Below are 19,718 nucleotides of genomic sequence, written 5' to 3'. Positions count from 1 at the left end.
TCGGCTTTCGGGCCGGTCGGCGGTCCCGGCTCGGTGCGTGGGTCCGGTCGAGGAGGACCCGGGCGGACGCCAGAGATCGACGCGACACCGGTTCCCGGGGGGCGCTCAGGGAGTCAGACGGACGATCGAGAGCCACTCCACTTCGGCGGCGGCCGCGGCCTCGCTCGCGTCGCCGGCCGCCACCCGGTCCTCGTTGCCCGCCGCCGTCAGCGCGAACACCATCTCCTTGCGGACGCCGCCCGCGAGCCGCACGTCGAGCGAGAGCTCGCGGGGCGAGAACCGGTGGTCGGCGTCGACGACCCGCACGAGGTGCTCGGAGTGCGGCAGGTCCTCGACCGTCTCCACGTCGAGGTACGTCCGGAAGTCGGCGCCGAACTTGAAGCCGGTCTTCGGGACGGCGTCGGCCGCGCGGAGGCGCCTGTACACGGCGAGCCGGCGGTCGAACCGCTCGCCCTCGACGTCGCGGCCGCGGGCGACGACCGCGGCCGCGGGGCCGTCCGGCGCCGTCCCGTCCGCGGTGCCGCCGCCGGAGCTCGCTCCCGCCGCCCCCACCGACGCCGACAGCGACAGGACGCCGTCGGCGGCGAGCGACGCGGCCTCGACCAGGGAGAGCTGGAGCGCCCCCTCGACCGCCGCCGCGCGGCCGGTGAGCGGCTGGCCGTAGAAGCCGCGCTCGTAGAGGGGATCGGGGGCGTCCCAGACGACGACGCGGTCCGAGAGCAGGACCCCGTCGAGGCGCTCCGGGGGCTCGTAGTCGGTCGCGCCCTCGATCCGGCCCGCGGTCGCCGCGAAGTAGGTGATGTCGGACTCCTCGTCGACGACCGCGAGGGTGCGGCCGGCGAGCCCGGCGGCGGGCAGGGACTCGCGCTCGCCGACGACCTGCACCGGGTACTCCACGTTCCCCGTGTCGGGCGTCGAGCCGCGCTCGTAGGCGACGAAGTCGACCGCGTCGGGCACGGCCGCGGTCCCGCCGGGCCAGGGGTCCCGGGCGGGCGAGAGGTAGAAGCCGCGGTCGCGGAGGTCCGAGTAGACGAGGTATCGCACCGCGAACCGGTCGGCGGCGGCCGCGCTCTCGACGAAGAACCGCTCGAATCCGACCGGGTCGGCGTCGGGGGCGAGGGCGACGCCGGAGAGGTCGCCGCGGAAGAGGAGGTGGGCCGCCTCGACGCGCGAGAGCGCGATCTCGTTCCCGTCGAGCGGCCGGCCGTACCCCCGGGAGTCGTAGAACCGCTGGCGGGCGTCGCCGGCGACCCGGACCGCGTCGCCGCGCAGGTGCCCTGTCGGTTGCATACCCGAAGGCGGGCCCGGACGAGGTAAGGGGGTTGCGGTCGGCGGACGGGTCGACGGCGGGGCGATCCGGTCGGCGACGGCGCTCGTCGCCACCGCCCGGACAAGGGTAAAGGGCGATCGGCGAGTACGGGACCCATGAACGACACCGCAGGCCTCCGGCTCACGGTGCGTGCCGCCGAGAAGCGGGACGCGGGCCGGGGGATAGCCAGGCTCCCCGAACCCGCCCGGAAGCGGCTCGGCCTCCTCAGCGGCGACACCGTCGAGATCCGCGGCGACCGCGTCGCGGTCGCGAAGGTGTGGCCCGGCGGCCCCGACGCGACGGACGGCTCAGTCCTCATCGACGCCGACACCCGCGCGAACGCCGGCGTGAAGGTCGGCGACGCCGTCACCGTCGCGCCAGTCACCGTCGAGGACGCCGACCGCGTCGCCCTCGCCGCGCCCGCGCGGCTCGCCGACGTCGACGTGAGCCGCGAGGTGGTCGAGCGCGCGCTCTCCCGCGACCTCCGCGACCGCCCCGTCACCGAGGGCGAGGCGGTCCACGTCGAGCGGCTCGGCGGGCTCCGGTTCGTCGTCGCCGAGACGAGCCCGGCCGGCACGGTGCGCGTGACGAACCGGACCGACGTCTCGGTGACGTACGGGGACGGCGAGGGCGACGGTCCCGCGCGCTCCGAGGGCCGCGACGGCGCTCGCGGCCGAACCGACGCCGACCGGGGCGACCGGAGCGACCCGGACCGCCGACAGACCGGCGGGTCGGTCGGCTCGGGCGGCGCGACGCCGGGCTCCCGGACGCCCCCCGCCGGCGGCGAGAGCACCCCGCCCGCCGAGCACACCGCGGGCGCGACCTACGAGGACATCGGCGGGCTCGACGAGGAGCTGGAGCTGGTGCGCGAGACGATCGAGCTCCCCCTCTCCGAGCCCGAGGTGTTCACTCGGCTCGGCATCGACCCGCCGAAGGGGGTCCTGCTGCACGGCCCGCCGGGCACGGGGAAGACGCTGATCGCCCGCGCCGTGGCCAACGAGGTCGACGCCGAGTTCATCACCGTCGACGGGCCGGAGATCATGTCGAAGTACAAGGGCGAGTCGGAGGAGCGTCTCCGGGACGTGTTCGAGCGCGCGAGCGAGACCGCTCCCGCGATCATTTTCTTCGACGAGATCGACTCGATCGCGGGCAAACGCGACGACGGCGGCGACGTGGAGAACCGCGTCGTCGGCCAGCTGCTCTCGCTGATGGACGGGCTCGACGCCCGCGGCGACGTGATCGTCATCGGGGCGACGAACCGGGTCGACACCCTCGATCCCGCGCTCCGACGCGGCGGCCGGTTCGACCGCGAGATCGAGATCGGCGTCCCCGGCGAGGCCGGCCGGCGACAGATCCTCGACGTCCACACGCGCCGGATGCCCCTCGCCGACGACGTTGAGTTAGACCAGATCGCGAGCCGGACGCACGGCTTCGTCGGCGCCGACATCGAGGGGCTCGCGCAGGAGGCGGCGATGACGGCGCTGCGCCGCGCCCGCGAGTCGGACGAGCGGGCGCTCGACGACGTGACCGTCTCGGAGGCCGACTTCGAGGCCGCTCACGCTAACGTCGAACCGAGCGCGATGCGGGAGTACGTCGCCGAGCAGCCGACCACCGACTTTACCGACGTCGGAGGGTTGCCGGAGGCCAAAGAGAAGTTAGAGCGCGCCGTCACGTGGCCGCTGACGTACGGCCCGCTGTTCGACGCCGCCGACGCCGACCCGCCGACGGGCGTCCTGCTGCACGGCCCCCCGGGCACCGGGAAGACGCTGCTCGCACGGGCGATCGCCGGCGAGAGCGGCGTCAACTTCATACAGGTCGCCGGCCCGGAGCTGCTCGACCGGTACGTCGGCGAGTCCGAGAAGGCGGTCCGCGACCTGTTCGACCGCGCCCGGCAGGCGGCTCCCGTGATCGTCTTCTTCGACGAGATCGACGCCATCGCGGCCGACCGCGACGGTGCCGGCGGGGACGGCTCCGGCGTCGGCGAGCGCGTCGTCTCCCAGCTCCTGACGGAGCTCGACCGCGCCAGCGACAACCCGAACCTCGTCGTGCTCGCGGCGACGAACCGGCGGAACGCGCTCGATCCGGCCCTGCTCAGGCCGGGGCGACTGGAGACCCACATCGAGGTGCCCGAGCCCGACCGCGAGGCGCGCCGGAAGATCCTCGACGTCCACACCCGCGAGAAGCCGCTCGTGGAGGGGGTCGACCTGGAGCACCTCGCCGACGAGACCGAGGGGTACTCGGGCGCCGAGATCGCCTCGCTGTGCCGCGAGGCCGCGCTGGTCGCCATCGAGCGCGTCGCCGACGAGCACGGCGCGGCCGCGAACGACCACGCCGACGAGGTCGGGATCACGAGCGACGACTTCGCGGCGGCGCTGGAGACGGTGCGGCCCGCGACGCCCTGAGCGATGAGCGCCGAGAGGGGCCCGGGACGCTCGGACGGCGGCGGTCCGGCGAGCGACGGCGACTCCGCGCCCGAACCGCCCACTCTCCGCGAACTCCTCGCCAGCGTCCGCGCGGCGGTCCGGACGCAGCCCCCGCGGGACCTCTTCCTCCTCGCCGTTCCGTTGCCGGCGCTGCTCGTCGCCGTGAGCCTCACGCCGGGGACCGACGCCTGGCGGCTCTCGCTCGCGACCGGCGGCGTCTTCGAGAGCCGGTGGGCGCTCTGGACCGCGTTCGCGTCGAGCTTCGTCCACGCGAGCCCCGGGCACCTCCTCGACAACCTCGTCAACTACTGGCTGCTCGTCGCGGTCGCGTACCCCCTCTCGGTCGTCGCGGGGTGGCGCGGGCGGCTGCTCGGGATCGCCGCGGTCTACCTGGCGGTCGTCCCGCTCGCGTCCGCGTGGGCGACTATCGTCGCGCTCGGCGGCCTGACGAACGCCCCGACAGCCGGCTTCTCGGACCTGAACAGCGCGATCCTCGGCTATTTGGTCGTCGTCTGGTTCGCCGCGCTGGCGACGGAGGCGACCGGCGACGAGAGCGACGGACCGACCGAGGCCGACGGCGACGGGTCCGCCGCCCCGGCGGTCGGCGTCGACGCCCGCTGGGCGGTCGTCGCCGCGCTCGGGTCGCTCGCGCTCGCGTACCTCGCCCCGAGCGGCGTCGGCTACTTCCCGTCCCTACCGGCCGTCGGGTCCCTGTTCGCGCTCTGCGCGGCCCTCGTCGCCGCCGGGCTCTACGTCGGCGTCGGCCGCCCGCGGGTTGTCGGGCTCGACCTGCCCCCCGAGCGGGAGCTGCTGTACGTCACCGGCGCGAGCGTCGCCGCCGCCGGGGTGATCGGGTCGCTGGTCATCGTCCCGTTCGGCAGCAACGTGTTCGCGCACCTCGCCGGCTACGCCGTCGGGGTGGCGGTCCCGCTCGTCGGCGTCGTCCTCGACGGGTGAGTCGCGCTCGCGCGCGGACGCCGACTACTCGTCGCCGTGGCCGTGCCCCGATCCCTCGCCGTGGCCGTGCCCCGATCCCTCGCCGCGCTCGCGACCGACGTCGTCGGGGGTCGCCTCGGCGACGGCGTCGGCGCCGAACTCGTCCACCGGCGTCACGCTGTAGTCGACGGTGAGCGTGTCCTTCGTCGCCCGGATCTTTCCGACGAACGCGGATATCTCGTCTAAGCGACCCTCCAGCACGAACAGCTCCATGCAGTAGCGAGAGCCGACGTGGTTGTGGAAGTTGGAGGCGACGAGCCCCTCGTGCTCGTGGCGGAGCCGCATCATCCGCTCTTCGACGCTCGTGGTCTCGTAGTCGAACAGGACCGTCACCACCGCCATCAGCTCCCTGTCCTCCAGCTTGGCGTCCTCGAACTCGCCGAGGAGGTTCCGCGAAGCCTCGCGAACGACCTCGCTGCGCCCCGTGTAGCCGTGTTCGTCCGCGAACCCGTCGATCCGATCGAGCAACTCCTCCGGCATCGAGACGCTGACGACAGTCATGTATTAACCCACGCCGCCGATGTTGTTAATCCTTGAGGTCGGCGTCTTCGTCCGGGGCCGCCCCCGCGACCGATTCCGGTCTCTCCCCCTGGGCCGATTCCGGTCTCGCCCGCTCTGTCGCTCTCGGGACGCCGACGCGCTCGGAGAGCCACTCGTAGTGGTCGAGGAGCGCACGCTCCCCCGCGTCGGTCAGAGCGTACACGTCGGCGATCCCCTCGGTGCGGCGGTCGAGGAAGCCCGACTCCACCAGCGAACGGAGCGTCGCGTAGAAGGAGCCGGGATCGATGCGTTCGTCGTAGTGGTTCTCCAACCGGTTCTTCAGCGACTGCGCCCGCAGCTCGCCGGCGTCGTACAGCAGCGCGCAGAGGTCGCGACGGCGACCGCTGTGGAACCACTTCGTCATGGGTCGGCTAGCGTGCGGCGACTCACGACCGTTTCGGTCGCGGGCGGACGGTTCCAGCGCGTTATACAGCTGGTAGCCATATTAAACTGACCGTACACTCAAATACGCGGCTATATTAAGACATTCACATTCTCTAACAGCGATTCACTTATTATGTGCCACTATATTATGTGTATTAGTGTGTGTTCACGGAAATTACTTATGAGCGAATGCCGCCACCGTGACACACGATGAACCTCGACCGACTGATCTGTCGCCACCGATACGAACGCAAAGCGATAATCATCGATCCCGACGAGGTCGTGGAGGCGTGTGCGAAGTGCGGTACGGAACGCGTTCGACGGATCGCCGGCTCTTGAGGTCACGTCCGCTCGACCAGCTCGTCGAGCCGGTCGACGCGCCGGTCGCCGAGCACGCACCGCCCGCGGTCCGCGTGGCCGACCCGCTCGACGTGAACCGCGTCGAGTCCGGCGTTCCACGCCGCGCCCACGTCGCTCTCGCCGTCGCCGACGTAGTAGCCGCGGTCCCCTCGCGGGTCGACGCCGAGCTCGCGCATCGCCAGCTCGATCGGCGCGGGGTCCGGCTTCCACCCCGTCTCGTCGGTACAGCAGACCACCGCGTCGAACCGACCCTCCAAGTCGACCCTGTCGAGGACGGGCTCGGCGAGGAACCGCTGGCAGTGGGTGACGAGCCCGGTCGGTCCGCCCGCGTCGTCGACGCGGTCGAGCAGTCGAGCGGCGTCGTCGTGGAGGTACGTCGCCTCCGCGCGGGCCGTCGGGTCCTCGACCGCGTGGAACGCGGGCCAGAAGTCGCCCGGGTCGACGCCGAGCTCGCGGAGGGTGTCGCCGCGCGGCCCGCCCAACCCGTGCCAGAGGACGTGCGCCTCGCGGTCGGAGAAGCGCCGGCCGAGCCGGTCGCCGACCCGGTCGAACACCGCGCGGGTGTACGACCACTCCGCGTCGACGAGCGTGCCGTCGAGGTCGAACAGGTGGAAGTCGTAGTCGACGACGGCCATGGGCCCGTCAGTAGAACCCGGACCGATAAGTGCGTTGCGGGGCCGCGGGTGACGGTGCCGCGCCACGCCGGTCGCCCGCCGTCAGGCTCTCACTCTCCCCGCACGTGGATCGACGAGCCGAGGTACTTGCCGAGGGCGGCGTCGACCGAGTCGGCGTTGAACCGGGAGAGATCCGCGGCGACCTCGCGTTTCAGCGCCTCGAGGTACGCCTCGTCGGTCCGGAGCTCCCGGAAGGACGCCTCGGTGACCTCGACGCCGAGGCGGTCGCTCGCGAGGCCTCGGAACGAGGGGTCGTCCCCGATCTCGCCGCGCCAGAGCCGGTCGCGGAAGAACAGCCACCCGTCCGTGCCGGGCTCGCTCGCGGGTATCTCCATCGTCGCCTCGAACCGATCGGGGTCCACCGTCGCTCCGTCCGGGTCGAGCCGGAACGCGACGGCGAACACGTAGGCGGCGTCCATAGACGTCGATATCCGGGATCGGAAGGTAAAAGTACATATCCCTCGGTCGAATTTATCAGAACGTATGCTGGACCGTCTCCGCGGCCTCGGCGAGCGCGCCTACCGGCGCCACCTCCGCCGCGAGATCGAGGACGTGCCGGCTCACGTCGCGATCATCCAAGACGGGAACCGGCGGTACGCCCGCGAGCGCGGCGCCGACGCCCCCGACGGGCACCGCGCCGGCGCCGACACCACCGAGCGGGTGCTCGACTGGTGCGCCGACCTCGGCGTCGCGGAACTGACGCTGTACGCCTTCTCCACGGAGAACTTCGAGCGCCCCGACGAGGAGCTGGCGCCGCTGTTCGACCTGCTGGAGCGCAAGCTCCGGGAGTTCGCCGACGCCGACCGCGTCCACGAACAGGGGGTTCGGGTCCGCGCCATCGGCGACGTCGCCCAGCTCCCGCCGCGCGTCCGCGACGCGGTCGACTACGCCGAGCGCCGTACCGCCGACAACGACCGGTTCAGGTTGAACATCGCGTTGGCGTACGGCGGGCGAACGGAACTGCTCGACGCCGCGCGGACGATCGCCGCGGACGTCGACGCCGGGGCCCTCGACCCGGCCGACGTCGACGTCGAGACCGTCGAGGACCGACTGTACGACCGCCCGGTCCGCGACGTCGACCTCATCGTCAGAACCGGCGGCGACGAGCGCACCTCGAACTTCCTGCCGTGGCACGCGAACGGCAACGAGGCCGCCGTCTACTTCTGTGCGCCGTACTGGCCGGATTTCTCGCAGCGCGAGTTCCTCCGCGCTATCCGGACCTACCAGTCCCGCGAGGAGTCGTGGCAGCGCGCCCGCGCCGAGCGCGCCGTCGCGCTGGTCCGGGCGGTCGCCGAAGTGGAGATCGCCGAGGCCCGGGCCGTCGCCCGACGGCTTCGGGGGCGCGTCCCTCGGCTCGACGGCAACGAGCTCTCCGACGACGCCCTCGGAATCGCCGAGAGCGAGTCGGCCGGACCGGTCGACGGCGACCCCCAAGAGTCGAAGGGCACGAACTAAGCCGTCCCCGGCGCGATCCCGCCCTCGTTCCGCGTCAGCAGGTACACCGCGAACGAGGAGAGCCAGTGCGAGCCCGCGTAGTCGTCGGTGAGCACGTCCGCGGCCCCCGCCTCGGCGTGCCGGCGCGCCGCCGCGTCCAGCGGCTCCCGCAGTCGGGTCGCCGCCGGCCCCTCCCGCCCCGAAAGCGCGTCGGCCAGTCCCGCGAGACACCACGCGCGGGAGACGTTGAGCCCGATCAGGTGCATCGCGGCGCCGTCGCCCTCGTCCGGTTCGACGTCGACGGGCGTCAGCAGCGCGTCGTGCGGCGCCCCCGTGAGGTCCGGGAGGAACCCGTCGAGCCACGCCGCGAACGGGTCGGGGGCGAGGACCCGGCGCATGAGGTCCGCCTCGGTCAAGGCGGGCGAGACGAAGTCCCACCCGACGGGCTCCGCGCCCACGACGCCGGCCGAATCGTCCGCGTACAGTCGGCTCGCCGTCGTCTCGGCCTCGCGTTCGAGCTCCGCGTCGCCGACGACCCGCGCGTAGTCGAGGACTCCGGCGAGCGCGAACGCCGTGTTGCCGTGGGTGCCGACGCGGTGCGGGCGGTCGACGCCGAGGAACGACTCCAGGGTCCCCCGGCGAACCCGGTCTTCGAGGGGGCGGAGGGTCTCGCGCCACGCGTCGGCGCGTGAGTCGTCCCACAGGCGCAGCTCGGCGGCGAGCCGCAGCAGCCACGACCAGCCGTACGGCTCCTCGAAGCTCGGATTCGCGTCGAGGTACTCCACCTCGCCCGCGACGTGTTCGGGCGTCAGCCGCCCGTCGACGACGGTCGCGATCTCACCTTCGTCCGGGTGGTCCGAGGCGACCCGCAGCAGCCGGACGAGCGCCCAGTGGCTGTGGACCGCCGAGTGCCAGTCGAAGCAGCCGTAGAAGGCCGGGTGCTTCTCCGAGGGGCGCGGCGGCGCGTCCGGCCCCTCCACCGCTCCCTGGTAATGCGGGTACTCGGTCTCGATCCCGTCCAGCGGGTGAGCGGTCAGCGCGCTCGCGACCGCGTCGTCGAGCGCGTCGGCCCGGCCGGCCCGGAGCGCGTCCGACGAGATCGTCTCGAATGCGTTCACGTCGGGAGGTCGGCGGGCCGCCTGTTCAATCGGTCGGTCGAATGCGAGAGAATAGCACCCTCTATCGGTCGGCCGAGCCCGGTCACGCCGGGTTCTTTCGGGTCAGGTCGCTCCCGCAGATCGGGCACCGCTCCTTGTTCTCGTCGAACGTGCGGTTGCAGCCGACGCACTGGAAGCGCCACTCGCGCTCCTCCGTGATCCCGTCTCTGGCGATGGGTTCGACGTCGAGGTCGAGCCGCTCGGCGACGTTCTGCATCGCGTAGTCGTCGGTGACCAGCGTCGCGCTCAGTTCGAGCGCGGTCGCGATCAGCCGCGTGTCGGTGTCGGACAGCTCCGCGTCGTCGCCCGAGCCGCGCGCGGCGCGCCGGACGTTGTCGATGACCTCCGGGGCCGGGACGTGGATCGTCATCCCCGACCCCTCCATCGCGTCGAAGCGGAGCGCCCCTTCGCCATTGAGCTCCTCGTGCACTTCGGGCACCGAGACGACGTCGTCGTCGGTGGTGTACTCGTGGATGAACGCCGAGGTGTCGAGGACCTCCATCAGCGGGCGACGACGATGTAGTCCTTCACCGCCTTCACGTTCCCGACCGGCACTTTCAGTCGGCCCATCTCGTCGACGTCGAACCCGGAGCGCTCGGGGCTGAGGTGCTCGTGCGGGCTGACGAGCAGGTCGTTCAGCTCCCCGGACTTCAGGTCCATCGTGATGTTGTACAGGTCGCCCAGTTCGGTCCCGTCCGAGCTCATCACCGCCTTCCCGGAGAGGTTCTCCGCGAGGATGTCTACCATGTCCTCACCGTCCGTGGCAACGGTCTTAAACGCCACGGGGGCGTCCGACGGGCGACGGACGCTGACCGGCGGACATCGGGCGACGGCCATTGACCGGCGGACATCGGGCGACGGCCATTGACCGGCGGACATCGATCGCCTGACACTGGACGACGGTCGTCGGGCGGCTGACGCCGACGCGGGACGGGCCCGGATCGGGGCGAAACGGCCGGTCGCATTTTGAAAGGCTTAACTGACGCCCGGGCGGAATACCGGGTAACCGACCTTCTCGGGGCGATCACCTATGACCGACCACACAAACGCGGACACCCTTCGGACGCCGATCGTCGCCGTGTTGGGTCACGTCGACCACGGCAAGACGAGCCTGCTCGACACGATTCGCGGCTCCGCCGTCAGCGAGGGCGAGGCCGGCGCGATCACCCAACACATCGGGGCGACGGACATCCCGCTCGACACCATCTCCGGGATGGCGGGCGAGCTCATCGACCCGACCGACTTCGACCTCCCCGGTCTCCTGTTCATCGACACGCCGGGCCACCATTCCTTCTCGACGCTGCGCGCCCGCGGGGGCGCGCTCGCCGACATCGCGGTGCTCGTCGTCGACGTCAACGACGGCTTCCAGCCGCAGACGGAGGAGGCGATCGACATCCTCAGGCGCACCGGCACTCCCTTCGTCGTCGCCGCCAACAAGGTGGACACGACGCCGGGGTGGAACCCGCAGGACGGCCAGCCGATCCAGAAGAGCCTGGAGGCGCAGTCGGAGCGCGCCGAGTCGATGCTCAACGAGAACCTCTACGAGATCATCGGCCAGCTCTCCGACGCCGGCTTCTCCGCGGACCTCTACTGGCGCGTGCAGGACTTCCAGAAGAACATCGGCGTCGTCCCCCTCTCGGCGATCACGGGCGAGGGGGTCCCCGACCTCCTCACGGTGCTGATGGGTCTCTCCCAGCGCTTCATGAAAGAGGAGATGGCGATCGACGTCTTCGGGGCGGGGGAGGGGACGGTCCTCGAAGTGAAAGACGAGCGCGGCTTCGGCGCCACCATCGACACGGTGGTGTACGACGGCGTCGTGCGCAACGGCGACCGGATCGTCGTCGGCGGGCAGGACGAGCCGATCGTCACCGAGATCCGCGCGCTGTTGCAGCCGCGGCCCTTAGAGGAGATCCGCACCGAGAAGCAGTTCGAGAAGGTGGCCGAGGTCGGCGCCGCGGCCGGGGTGAAGATCGCGGCGCCGGACCTCGACCGGGCGATGGCCGGCGCGCCGGTCCGGGTCGTCCGCGACCGACCGGAGGCGGAGGTCGTCGAGGAGGTGAAAGCCGAGCTCGCGGAGATCGAGGTAGAGACCGCCGAGGACGGCGTCGTCGTCAAGGCCGACACGCTCGGCTCGCTGGAGGCGATGGCGAACGCGCTCCGCGAGGCGGAGGTGCCAATCCTGCGCGCCGAGGTCGGCGACATCGCGCCCCGCGACATCGCCGTGGCCGAGACCGCGAACCAGGACGAGCACAAGGCGATCCTCGGCTTCAACGTCGACCTGCTGGCGAACGCCGAGACGGAGCTGGAGAACGCCGACGTGAAGCTGTTCACGAACGACGTCATCTACCAGCTGATCGAGGACTACGAGACGTTCGTCGAGGAGCGCCAGCGCGCCCAACAGGAGACGGTGCTGGACAAGGTCGTCCGGCCCGCGCGTTTCCGCATTCTCCCCGACCACACGTTCCGCCAGAACGACCCCGCGGTCGTCGGCGTCGAGGTCATTTCCGGCACGGTCCAGAACAACCGCAACGTCGGGATGTTCGAGGGCAACGAGTTCGATCGCGTCGGGCAGCTCTCCGGGATCCAGAAGCAGGGCGACGACGTCGACGAGGCGCGCGCCGGCGAGCGCGTCAGCATCGCCATCGACGGGCCCACGGTCGGGCGCGGAATCGAGGAGGGCGACACCCTCTGGACCGAGGTCCCCGAGAAGCACGCGAAGATCCTCGAACAGGAGCTGAAAGAGGAGATCACCGCCGACGAGCGCGAGGCGCTCTCGGCGTATCTCGACACGAAGCGGAAGCGGGACCCCTTCTGGGGGAAGTAGCGGTCACAGGGGATTTTTACCCGGACGCCGAAGGCCGACCGCATGCTCTCCCGCGAGAACGCCGTCATCCTCCTGTGTATGGCCGCCGGACTGGCGCTGGCCTACGGCGGCCGCGTCCTCACGGAACTGAGCGACACCGTCCTGATCGGAGCGCTGTTGACGGTCGGAGTCGTCGTCCCGCAACTGCTCAACGGCTACTTCGACGCCAGCGAGGAGGCGTGAGACGTCTCTGCGTGTCTTCTCCGAGCGGCCCGCGGCGGGTCGGCGCCCTCAGAGCGACTCGCCGCAGCTCGGACACTCGAGACCGCGGTCGCCCGCGACCGGCTCGACGCTGATACGGCAGGTCTCACACCACCGACGCCCCCGGGTCTCTTCGGTCGGCACGTCGTGTGTCATGCGTTGTCACTACTCACGGACGGGTTATAATCGTTACCGCCGCCCCGGTGCGCCGTGACGGCAGCGAGGCCCGGAGTCACCGCGGTAACGTCCAGTTCACGTCGACGCCGCGGTCGGGGAACCGGGGCGTGGAGACGACCTCGAACGTCCGGTCCGCCGCGCCCTCGGTCGTCGGCGCCGCGGCCATGAGCCACGCCACGTCGGCACGCGAGACGGTTCCCCACAGCCTCGCCCCCGGCTCGGCCGTCGTGACGAGCCCCGTCCGCCGGCCGTTCGTCAGGATTCCGGGGCGGAGGACCGTGTGTCGGATCGGCGCGTCGCGGAGCGCGGCCTCCGCCTCGCCCTTGGCCTCCTGTAGCGGACCGATGAACGCGTCGAAGGCGGACGCGAGCGGGCTCGACGGCTCGGGGCCGACGCCGATCGCCGACTCCATCACGAACGCGTCGACGCCGGCGTCGACCGCCGCCTCCACCAGCGCTCGGTTCCCGGCCCCGTCGACGAACGGCGGGCCGCTCCGGACGGTCGAGCTGGTGCTCCCGACGGCGCTGATGACGGCGTCGACCCCCTCGACGGCCGCGGCCAGGTCAGACGGGTCGAGGAGGTCGTCCACCGCGACCTCGTCCGCGCCGGCCGCCCGGAGGTCGGCGGTGGCGCCCGCGGACCGCGTGAGCGCGCGAACGGTGTCCACTCGCCGTCCGACTCGCCGCAGCACCTCTCGGCCCGTTCCGCCGGTGGCGCCCGCGACGAGGACCGCGTCGATGTCGGTCGGATCCATGTCTCACGTTCGAAGCGGAGCGCAAAGAACGCCCGGGTCGGACCGGTTCCGCCCGCGCCGCGCGGCCGCGTCTTCGCTGAGGCGGTGCCAGAAAAAGCCGCTCGCGTCCGCGGGTCGGAGCCGGGGTCCGACGCCGTCGGTTCGCCGCTTTTATACGCCGTTTCGGTCCCGACGCCGAGCGGGACGGGCCTGAGTGCGAAACTACTCGTCGTCCGCCAGCATCTGCCGGATCTCCTCCAGCTTGAAGTAGGACGCCAGTCCGAGTATCGTGACGGGCCAGAAGCCGACGAACTGGCCGCGCTGCTTGTCGCCGCGCACGTAGTAGAAGTACAGTGCGAGGGCGACCGAGCCGACCGATGCCAGCACCGCGGGAGTGAGACCGTCGGTACCGATTCCTTCCGCGGCTTCGACCGCCGTGTCCTCAGTTGAGTCGCTCACAGATTCAGTAGGGTGCGTACATGTAAATCAGTTCCCGTCAGCGAGAACGAACGACCCGTATTCGGCGGCTCTGTCGTCGCGCTCTCGCCGCGGACGCCTTAGTCGGAGCGCTCGCGCTCCGACCTGCGGACGGCGAGGAAGATGAGCACCGAGAGCGCGATCATGACGACTGCGAACAGTCGATCGTTCCCGTCGTCGCGTTCGTCGTCTGTCGCGGGCATGATGACGATCTTTGGACGCTCGCGCACATACGTCTTCGTTCCCCGAAGCGCGCCGCAGCCGCGATCGGTCGGCCGTCGCGACCCGTACCGAACCGGAGACCGGTCGCCGCGCGCGGACCGGTCGCTCCTCGAATCGTGGCAAACGATTACACGTTTACGCCCCCACGTTGGGGTATGGACGATATCGACCCGGACGCACTGATGATCGCCGTCGGCGTCGCGCTCAGCCTGATCGCCGTGATAGAGCTTTACCCGGCCTGGAAGCGATCCAGGCAGGAGTGACCGCTCCGGCCCGTCCGGTGTCAGTCCCGCGACGGCTCGGCGGAGCCGGCGGTCGTCGCGTGTCTCACCAGCCGGGTGGCCGTCGCCTTCCACCGCACCGACACGTCGTCGCCCTCGGTGAGCGCCAGCCGGGACGCGCTCTCGGCGGTGACCAGCACGTGGAACGCCGTGCCCTCGACCGCGACGCGAACCGTGCAGACCGTCTCGCCCGCGTCGATGTCGACGACCGTCCCTCGGAGCCGGTTCCGCGCGCTCGTCGCGTCCGGGTCGATGTCGGCGTCCCCCGAGTGCATCGTCACCGCGTCGGCGCCGACTCTGACCTGCACCGCGTCGCCGACGGTCGCGTTATCGTGGAGCCCCCGAAGCGTGCCGACCGCGGTGTCGACGTCGGCCAGTTCGCCGTCGACGCTCGCGACCGTCCCGTCGAGCACCGTCTCGGGCACGCTCGCGGTCGCGGCGAGCACGGCCTGCAGTCGGTCGTAGCGGTCGAGCAGCTCGCGCCCGGCGTCGGTGAGCCGGCTGCCGCCGCCCCCCGAGCCGCCGCGCCGGCGCTCGACCAACCGGCCGAACGCCTCCTCTAGGCGCTCTATCCGCGAGAGCGCTCGGGCCCGCGAACGCCCCAGCTCCGCGGCCGCGCCCGCGACCGAGCCCGCCTCGTGGACCGCCCGGAGGAGCGCGGCGTCCCGCCCGTCGAACTCGGCGTCGCCCTCGATGAGCGCCGCGCTGCCGCGGCCCGCGCCGGCGGCGCTCCCTTCGGCGGCGCCCTCGTCGCCGCTTTCGTCCATGTCGACACCGTCGTCCCGGGGGGTGTTGGCGCTTTCCCTCCCGGTACGCCGGCGTCCCCGACGGCGACGTAACCGGTTCCAGTCGTCTTCCCCTCCGATTCCGACCGATCTCGGGGCGCGATCGGACACCGGCTCGGCTTCACCGGCGCACCTCGATCGCTCCGTGCGGGAGCGAGTAACCGATCGCGGTTGACCGCGCGGCAGAAACTATATTTAGTATCAGCACAACGGTGTGTCCATGCCGATACATCGACGACAGTTTGTCGCGGCGCTCGGCGCGGGAGCAGTAGCGAGCACCGCCGGCTGCGCGCAGTTCGGCGGGGGTCAAGAAGAGACCGGCGCCGCCGTGGCCGGCGAGACCCTGACGCTCACGACCACGACGAGCACCTACGACACGGGGCTCCTCGACGCGATCCACGGCGACTTCGAGGAGATGTACGGCGTGACCGTCGACGCCGTCGCGCAGGGGACGGGCGCGGCCCTCGAGTCGGCCCGGAACGGCGACTCCGACGTTGTGATGGTCCACGCCCGCGGGCTCGAGGACGAGTTCATGCGGAACGGGTACGGGATCAACCGCCGGGACCTGATGTTCAACGACTTCGTGATCGTCGGTCCCGAGAGCGACCCGGCCGGGATCCAGGGGATGTCCTCGGCGACCGAGGCGCTCACGGCGGTCGCCGAGGCGCAGGCCCCGTTCGTCTCCCGCGGTGACAACTCCGGCACGCACACCAAGGAGCTGAACCTCTGGGAGGCCGCGGGGACCGACCCCGGCGGCGACTGGTACCAGGAGATCGGCGCCGGGATGGGCGAGGCGCTCAACAACGCCAACCAGCAGGGCGCGTACACGCTCTCCGACCGCGGCACGTTCATCTCGCAGCGCTCGGAGATCGACCTGACGATCCTCGTGCAGGGGCCGATCGAGGACGGCCCGGAGATCCTCGCGAACCCCTACGGGATCATGGCCGTCAACCCCGGCGTCCACGACAACGCCAACTACGACCTCGCGATGGCGTACATCGGCTGGATCACCAGCCCCGGGGCCCAAGAGGCGATCGCCGACTACCAGATGAACGGAGAGCAGCTGTTCTTCCCCAGGGCGGTCTCCGAGAGCCCTGACTTCCAGCAGTACGTTCCGGAAGGTTGGAGTGGGAACTCCACCGACGGGTGAGCGTGCCGCTCGAATCAGTCGCACCGCTGCTGCCGACCGTTCTCGGGAGCCCGGTTACCGCTGACCTCCCGGCCCTCCTCGGGGGACCAGTCGCCGCTGACCTCCCGGCCCTCCTCGACCTTCCGTTCAGGGACGGGTACGTCTGGAGCATCATCTACGTCTCCCTGTACGTGAGCCTCACGGCGGTGGCGCTGAGCACGCTGTTCAGCATCCCGATCGCGGTCGTGATGGGATTCACCGACTTCCCGGGCAAGCAGTTCGCGAAGTCCGTAATCAACACCGGGATGGGGTTCCCGAGCGTCGTCGTCGGCCTCCTCGTGCTGTTCGCCGTCTCGAACCAGGGACCGCTCGGCGCGCTCGATCTGGTCTTCACGAAGCAGGCGATGATCATGTCGCAGTTCGTACTCGCGACGCCGCCGATCACGGCGATCAGCCTCGCGGCGATCTCCGGCGTCGATCAGAACGTCCGCGACGCCGCCCGCGTGCTCGGCGGCACGCGCGTCGACGTGGCGCTCGTCGTCCTCAAGGAGGCCCGGTACGGTATCGCCACCGCGATCCTCGCGGGATTCGGCCGCGCTATCAGCGAGGTCGGCTCCGTGCTCATCGTCGGCGGCAACATCACCGGCGCGGACGGGATATCGAAGACGCGGACGCTGACGACCGCCATCCAGCTCGAGGCCAGACAGGGGCAGTACGAGACCGCGATGATACTCGGCGCCGTCCTCGTCGCGCTCGTGTTGACGGTCAACGCCGTCGTGATCCGGCTCGGCGATCAGGGGGTGCACCGCTGATGCTCCGGCTCCGGAACGTCTCCCGCTCGTACGGCGACGGGCCGGTGTTCCGCGATCTCTCGCTGACCGTCGACTCCGGAGAGGTGGTCGCGGTGATCGGTCCGTCCGGCGTCGGCAAGACGACCCTGCTCCGGACGCTCGCGCTCTCGCTCGAACCCGACGACGGCGCCGTCGCGCTCGACGGCACCGACGTGTGGACCGCCGAGGAGTCGGAGCGGCTCGCACTGCGCCGGCGGGTCGGGATGGTGTTCCAGGAGGCGAGCCTCTTCGACGCGCCCGTCGCGCGCAACGTCGAGTACGGCCTGCGGATCCGCCGCCCGTGGGCGGACCGGCTTCAGGCCCAGCTCCGCTCGCTCGTCGGGCTGCACGAGCCCGCCGACGCCGTCGGCGACGCGCTCGACGTGGTGGGGCTCTCCGAGAAGGCGACCCAGCGGGCGGACTCGCTCTCCGGCGGCGAGGCGCAGCGGGTGTCGTTCGCCCGGGCGCTGGCGTACGACCCCGACGTCCTCCTCCTCGACGAGCCCACCTCCGACCTCGACCCGCGGAACACCGCCGTCATCGAGGACGCGATGGCGAAGGCCCGCGACCGCGGGATCGGCGTCGTCGTGGCGACGCACGACATGCATCAGGCGGAGCGCGTCGCGGACCGAGTCGCGGTGCTGCTCGACGACGGTGTCACCGAGGTCGGCCCGACCGAGCGGATCTTCGAAGACCCGTCGGACGAGCGCACCCGGAAGTTCATCTCCGGGGAGCTGGTGTACTGACGCGCATCGAGGAGTAGGTGTAGTACGTCGCGAGGAGAGTCGTTTACAGGTCGGAGCGTGGTGTTGCTGTCGACTGTTTATAAATGGTCGGCGTTGCTGCGGTGAACACTTCCAAAGCCCCAACCGGTGAGGCGGACGCACGCTCGCTACGGTCCTCAGTCGCTCGTTTCACTCGCTCCTTGCGGTCCTTGCATCGTCATCAGAACGCTTCGCGTTCTGATTGGCTCACGAGAGCGGAGCTCTCGTGAACGCCTCCGTCCGCCTCACCGGCTGCCCTTTTGAGTCCCACCTATACCGCACAGCACCTCACACCTCCCCAGCCTCGCGGTTCGCGCTCTGCGAGCGCTCACCGCGTCCAGCGAGAATCGGAGATTCTCTGGCAGTCGGGCTTCGCCCGACGACCTCGCACCGTCGGCTCGCGGCCTGTCGGCCGCTCACCGGGGCGCGCCGCCGCCTCCGTCATTTATAAAATAATCTTCGCCATCATTCACGGCTATTTAAATACTGGATCGCCGTCGCCTCAGCTGTCGAAGTCGAGCTCGACCGCGTCTCCGGCCTCGGCGTCGCCCGGGTCGACCACGTCGTCGCCGGCGGCGAAGCCGGCGTGGAGGTGGCCGTACGTGCGGTCGATCGCCTCCACGATCACCTTCGTCTCGCCCGTCACGGGCATGAAGTTCGTGTCGCCGTCCCACCGCGGGACGACGTGCGTGTGGAGGTGGTCGACCGAGCCGCCGGCGGCGGTCCCGCCGAGGTTCTGGCCCGTGTTGACCCCGTCGGGGTCGACATCGCGTCGCATCGCCGCCAGCGTCGCCGTCTTCAGGCGCGCGTGGTCGAGGAGGGTCGCGTCGTCGAGGTCGGTCGGATCCTCGACGTGCTCGTACGGGATCACCATCGCGTGGCCGGGGTTGTACGGCGCGTTGTTCAACAGGACGTAGTTGCGCTCGCTGCGGGCGACGATCCGGGAGTCGCGGTCGTCCTCGCGGTCCGGCAGGACGCAGAACGGACAGCCGTCGATCGTGTCCGCGTCGCGCTCGACCCACTCGATCCGCCACGGGGCGTAGATCCGGTCCATCAGTCGTCGAAGCCGTGGATCCCCGCCGTCGTCACCTCGACGCCGTCCTCGGTGATCAGGAGGGTGTGCTCCGCCTGACTCACGAGGGCGTCGTCGGCCTCCTTCAGCACGGGGTACCCCTTCACCGCGTTCGCCTGCTTGAGCCGGCGCAGGGCCATCCCGACGCGGTCGCCGTCGAGCCACCGCGCCGCGAACGGGAGGTCGTCGAACGCCTCGATCTCCTCTAAGGCCTGCCGCGCGCGGCGGTCGCGCACGCTCGCCGACCCCTGCCGCTCGAAGATCTCCTCGTCGGTCCCCTCGCCGACCTTCCCGCGGCCGTCGGTGGCGAACGGCTCGATCGCGACCGCCTGCCCCGGCTCTAGCTCGACGGAGCGGTCGACCCCCCGGTTCGGCACCGTCGGTCCCGTGTGGGCGTCGTAGCGCTCGACGCCGTGGCCGGAGAGGTTCAGGACGGGGGTGTAGCCGTACCCCCGGATCACGTCCTCGATCGCCGCGCCGACGACGCCGACCTCGACGCCCGGACCGGCCTCGTCGACCGCGGCCTCCAGCGCCATCTCGGCGGCTTCGACGAGCTCCGGGTTCCCGGAGTGGTCCACGGTCACCGCGGCGTCGGCGATGTAGCCGTCGACGTGGACGCCGACGTCGAGACACACCATCTCCTCGCCGAACTCCGTGTCGTCGTCCCGGGTCGGGGTGGCGTGCGACGCCTCGGGATCGACGCTGATGTTGACGGGGAACGCGAGCCCGGCTCCCTGCTCGCGGACGAAGTCCTCCGTCCACTCGGCGACCTCCAAGTGCGACCGCCCCGGCTCGACCATCTCGCGGGCCTCGTTCGTCGCCTCAACCAACACCGCGCCGGCCTCCCGGTAGCTCTCGACCGCGTCCTCGTCCAGGGATCCGTGACTCATGACCGTCGGTTCGACCA

At 71.0% G+C, this 19,718-nt stretch carries 23 protein-coding genes; 8 read left to right on the top strand and 15 right to left on the bottom strand.

The genetic code is table 11. From position 1 onward, the window contains the following. Positions 1-105: 105 nt before the first annotated feature. Positions 106-1,290 carry a tRNA-intron lyase gene (endA, locus tag DJ74_RS10140; protein ID WP_094523616.1) on the bottom strand — a complete coding sequence of 395 codons (1,185 nt, stop codon included), beginning with the start codon at positions 1,288-1,290 and terminating at the stop codon, positions 106-108. Between the two features lie 135 nt (positions 1,291-1,425). On the opposite strand from endA, the gene DJ74_RS10135 reads away from it, so the two are divergent. Continuing rightward, a complete protein-coding gene (locus DJ74_RS10135) occupies positions 1,426-3,711 on the top strand; it encodes an AAA family ATPase (protein WP_094527161.1) in 2,286 nt (761 codons plus the stop codon). Positions 3,712-3,714: 3 nt separating this feature from the next. Beyond that, the gene (locus tag DJ74_RS10130; RefSeq protein ID WP_094527160.1) at positions 3,715-4,689 is read left to right on the top strand and encodes a rhomboid family intramembrane serine protease; all 975 of its coding nucleotides are present in this window, start codon (positions 3,715-3,717) and stop codon (positions 4,687-4,689) included. A 24-nt stretch (positions 4,690-4,713) separates the two neighbouring features. Here the strand turns inward: DJ74_RS10130 and DJ74_RS10125 are convergent, their stop codons facing one another. From DJ74_RS10125 to lwrS, 4 genes are all read right to left on the bottom strand, one after another. After that, the gene (locus DJ74_RS10125; protein ID WP_241881415.1) at positions 4,714-5,229 is read right to left on the bottom strand and encodes a CopG family ribbon-helix-helix protein; all 516 of its coding nucleotides are present in this window, start codon (positions 5,227-5,229) and stop codon (positions 4,714-4,716) included. Between the two features lie 25 nt (positions 5,230-5,254). After that, positions 5,255-5,632 (bottom strand): PadR family transcriptional regulator, encoded by a 378-nt coding sequence (locus tag DJ74_RS10120; RefSeq protein WP_094527159.1) that lies wholly within the window; start codon positions 5,630-5,632, stop codon positions 5,255-5,257. 361 nt (positions 5,633-5,993) lie between these two features. Further along, positions 5,994-6,647: an HAD family hydrolase gene (locus tag DJ74_RS10115; protein WP_094523622.1), complete on the bottom strand. Its 654-nt coding sequence runs from the start codon at positions 6,645-6,647 to the stop codon at positions 5,994-5,996. 89 nt (positions 6,648-6,736) lie between these two features. Further along, on the bottom strand, positions 6,737-7,105 hold the full coding sequence (gene lwrS, locus DJ74_RS10110) for an LWR-salt protein (protein ID WP_094523624.1): 369 nt from the start codon (positions 7,103-7,105) through the stop codon (positions 6,737-6,739). 64 nt (positions 7,106-7,169) lie between these two features. On the opposite strand from lwrS, the gene uppS reads away from it, so the two are divergent. Then, positions 7,170-8,141 carry a polyprenyl diphosphate synthase gene (uppS, locus tag DJ74_RS10105; protein ID WP_094527158.1) on the top strand — a complete coding sequence of 324 codons (972 nt, stop codon included), beginning with the start codon at positions 7,170-7,172 and terminating at the stop codon, positions 8,139-8,141. On the opposite strand, the gene DJ74_RS10100 is transcribed toward uppS, so the two are convergent. From DJ74_RS10100 to DJ74_RS10090, 3 genes are all read right to left on the bottom strand, one after another. Next, on the bottom strand, positions 8,138-9,238 hold the full coding sequence (locus DJ74_RS10100; protein WP_094523628.1) for a DUF2891 domain-containing protein: 1,101 nt from the start codon (positions 9,236-9,238) through the stop codon (positions 8,138-8,140). The two genes, uppS and DJ74_RS10100, sit on opposite strands and share 4 nt — an antisense overlap. 82 nt (positions 9,239-9,320) lie before the next feature. After that, a complete protein-coding gene (locus DJ74_RS10095) occupies positions 9,321-9,779 on the bottom strand; it encodes an NOB1 family endonuclease (protein WP_094523630.1) in 459 nt (152 codons plus the stop codon). Further along, positions 9,779-10,024, bottom strand: a complete 246-nt coding sequence (locus DJ74_RS10090) for a PRC-barrel domain-containing protein (RefSeq protein ID WP_094523632.1) — start codon at positions 10,022-10,024, stop codon at positions 9,779-9,781. Before DJ74_RS10090 ends, DJ74_RS10095 begins: the two co-directional genes overlap by 1 nt. Before the next feature lie 283 nt (positions 10,025-10,307). Here DJ74_RS10090 and infB point away from each other — a divergent pair, with 283 nt between their 5' ends. Continuing rightward, positions 10,308-12,101 carry a translation initiation factor IF-2 gene (gene infB / locus DJ74_RS10085; RefSeq protein WP_094523634.1) on the top strand — a complete coding sequence of 598 codons (1,794 nt, stop codon included), beginning with the start codon at positions 10,308-10,310 and terminating at the stop codon, positions 12,099-12,101. 42 nt (positions 12,102-12,143) lie between these two features. Then, a complete protein-coding gene (locus DJ74_RS10080; RefSeq protein WP_094523636.1) occupies positions 12,144-12,323 on the top strand; it encodes a hypothetical protein in 180 nt (59 codons plus the stop codon). Positions 12,324-12,371: 48 nt separating this feature from the next. Here DJ74_RS10080 and DJ74_RS19645 read toward each other — a convergent pair whose 3' ends face one another. The 5 genes from DJ74_RS19645 to DJ74_RS10065 all read right to left on the bottom strand — a co-directional run bounded on the left by DJ74_RS19645 (position 12,372) and on the right by DJ74_RS10065 (position 14,998). Then, a complete protein-coding gene (locus tag DJ74_RS19645) occupies positions 12,372-12,497 on the bottom strand; it encodes a hypothetical protein (protein ID WP_254921645.1) in 126 nt (41 codons plus the stop codon). Between the two features lie 76 nt (positions 12,498-12,573). Continuing rightward, a complete protein-coding gene (locus DJ74_RS10075) occupies positions 12,574-13,272 on the bottom strand; it encodes an SDR family oxidoreductase (RefSeq protein ID WP_094527157.1) in 699 nt (232 codons plus the stop codon). Positions 13,273-13,473: 201 nt separating this feature from the next. Further along, positions 13,474-13,710 (bottom strand): hypothetical protein, encoded by a 237-nt coding sequence (locus tag DJ74_RS10070; protein WP_094523640.1) that lies wholly within the window; start codon positions 13,708-13,710, stop codon positions 13,474-13,476. Positions 13,711-13,808: 98 nt separating this feature from the next. After that, positions 13,809-13,931, bottom strand: coding sequence for a hypothetical protein (locus DJ74_RS19640; RefSeq protein WP_254921646.1), 123 nt, complete (start codon positions 13,929-13,931; stop codon positions 13,809-13,811). A gap of 302 nt (positions 13,932-14,233) precedes the next feature. After that, positions 14,234-14,998, bottom strand: a complete 765-nt coding sequence (locus tag DJ74_RS10065; protein WP_094527156.1) for a TOBE domain-containing protein — start codon at positions 14,996-14,998, stop codon at positions 14,234-14,236. A gap of 238 nt (positions 14,999-15,236) precedes the next feature. On the opposite strand from DJ74_RS10065, the gene DJ74_RS10060 reads away from it, so the two are divergent. From DJ74_RS10060 to DJ74_RS10050, 3 genes are all read left to right on the top strand, one after another. Further along, positions 15,237-16,166 carry a substrate-binding domain-containing protein gene (locus tag DJ74_RS10060; RefSeq protein ID WP_094527155.1) on the top strand — a complete coding sequence of 310 codons (930 nt, stop codon included), beginning with the start codon at positions 15,237-15,239 and terminating at the stop codon, positions 16,164-16,166. A gap of 149 nt (positions 16,167-16,315) precedes the next feature. Further along, positions 16,316-16,957 carry an ABC transporter permease gene (locus DJ74_RS10055; RefSeq protein WP_394338186.1) on the top strand — a complete coding sequence of 214 codons (642 nt, stop codon included), beginning with the start codon at positions 16,316-16,318 and terminating at the stop codon, positions 16,955-16,957. Then, the gene (locus DJ74_RS10050; protein WP_094523645.1) at positions 16,957-17,721 is read left to right on the top strand and encodes an amino acid ABC transporter ATP-binding protein; all 765 of its coding nucleotides are present in this window, start codon (positions 16,957-16,959) and stop codon (positions 17,719-17,721) included. Before DJ74_RS10055 ends, DJ74_RS10050 begins: the two co-directional genes overlap by 1 nt. A gap of 520 nt (positions 17,722-18,241) precedes the next feature. Here DJ74_RS10050 and DJ74_RS10045 read toward each other — a convergent pair. Further along, entirely contained in the window at positions 18,242-18,793 is a 552-nt protein-coding gene (locus tag DJ74_RS10045) for an HIT domain-containing protein (protein WP_094527154.1), read from the bottom strand. Continuing rightward, positions 18,793-19,701 (bottom strand): type II methionyl aminopeptidase, encoded by a 909-nt coding sequence (gene map, locus DJ74_RS10040; RefSeq protein ID WP_094527153.1) that lies wholly within the window; start codon positions 19,699-19,701, stop codon positions 18,793-18,795. The genes DJ74_RS10045 and map overlap by 1 nt, the downstream gene beginning before the upstream one ends. Between the last annotated feature and the right edge of the window lie 17 nt (positions 19,702-19,718).

The sequence above is a fragment of the Halorubrum sp. Ea8 genome (genome assembly GCF_002252925.1).
Taxonomy (GTDB): domain Archaea; phylum Halobacteriota; class Halobacteria; order Halobacteriales; family Haloferacaceae; genus Halorubrum.
The sequence above is the reverse complement of the archived record's forward strand: the minus strand, read 5'-3'. Positions and strand labels throughout refer to the sequence as shown.

Excerpts from the sequence above, each read along its gene's own strand:
- endA (WP_094523616.1), bottom strand. The coding sequence starts at position 1,290 with ATGCAACCGACAGGGCACCTGCGCGGCGACGCGGTCCGGGTCGCCGGC.
- DJ74_RS10135 (WP_094527161.1), top strand. The coding sequence starts at position 1,426 with ATGAACGACACCGCAGGCCTCCGGCTCACGGTGCGTGCCGCCGAGAAG.
- DJ74_RS10130 (WP_094527160.1), top strand. The coding sequence starts at position 3,715 with ATGAGCGCCGAGAGGGGCCCGGGACGCTCGGACGGCGGCGGTCCGGCG.
- DJ74_RS10125 (WP_241881415.1), bottom strand. The coding sequence starts at position 5,229 with ATGACTGTCGTCAGCGTCTCGATGCCGGAGGAGTTGCTCGATCGGATC.
- DJ74_RS10120 (WP_094527159.1), bottom strand. The coding sequence starts at position 5,632 with ATGACGAAGTGGTTCCACAGCGGTCGCCGTCGCGACCTCTGCGCGCTG.
- DJ74_RS10115 (WP_094523622.1), bottom strand. The coding sequence starts at position 6,647 with ATGGCCGTCGTCGACTACGACTTCCACCTGTTCGACCTCGACGGCACG.
- lwrS (WP_094523624.1), bottom strand. The coding sequence starts at position 7,105 with ATGGACGCCGCCTACGTGTTCGCCGTCGCGTTCCGGCTCGACCCGGAC.
- uppS (WP_094527158.1), top strand. The coding sequence starts at position 7,170 with ATGCTGGACCGTCTCCGCGGCCTCGGCGAGCGCGCCTACCGGCGCCAC.
- DJ74_RS10095 (WP_094523630.1), bottom strand. The coding sequence starts at position 9,779 with ATGGAGGTCCTCGACACCTCGGCGTTCATCCACGAGTACACCACCGAC.
- DJ74_RS10090 (WP_094523632.1), bottom strand. The coding sequence starts at position 10,024 with ATGGTAGACATCCTCGCGGAGAACCTCTCCGGGAAGGCGGTGATGAGC.
- infB (WP_094523634.1), top strand. The coding sequence starts at position 10,308 with ATGACCGACCACACAAACGCGGACACCCTTCGGACGCCGATCGTCGCC.
- DJ74_RS10080 (WP_094523636.1), top strand. The coding sequence starts at position 12,144 with ATGCTCTCCCGCGAGAACGCCGTCATCCTCCTGTGTATGGCCGCCGGA.
- DJ74_RS19645 (WP_254921645.1), bottom strand. The coding sequence starts at position 12,497 with ATGACACACGACGTGCCGACCGAAGAGACCCGGGGGCGTCGGTGGTGT.
- DJ74_RS10075 (WP_094527157.1), bottom strand. The coding sequence starts at position 13,272 with ATGGATCCGACCGACATCGACGCGGTCCTCGTCGCGGGCGCCACCGGC.
- DJ74_RS19640 (WP_254921646.1), bottom strand. The coding sequence starts at position 13,931 with ATGCCCGCGACAGACGACGAACGCGACGACGGGAACGATCGACTGTTC.
- DJ74_RS10065 (WP_094527156.1), bottom strand. The coding sequence starts at position 14,998 with ATGGACGAAAGCGGCGACGAGGGCGCCGCCGAAGGGAGCGCCGCCGGC.
- DJ74_RS10060 (WP_094527155.1), top strand. The coding sequence starts at position 15,237 with ATGCCGATACATCGACGACAGTTTGTCGCGGCGCTCGGCGCGGGAGCA.
- DJ74_RS10050 (WP_094523645.1), top strand. The coding sequence starts at position 16,957 with ATGCTCCGGCTCCGGAACGTCTCCCGCTCGTACGGCGACGGGCCGGTG.
- DJ74_RS10045 (WP_094527154.1), bottom strand. The coding sequence starts at position 18,793 with ATGGACCGGATCTACGCCCCGTGGCGGATCGAGTGGGTCGAGCGCGAC.
- map (WP_094527153.1), bottom strand. The coding sequence starts at position 19,701 with ATGAGTCACGGATCCCTGGACGAGGACGCGGTCGAGAGCTACCGGGAG.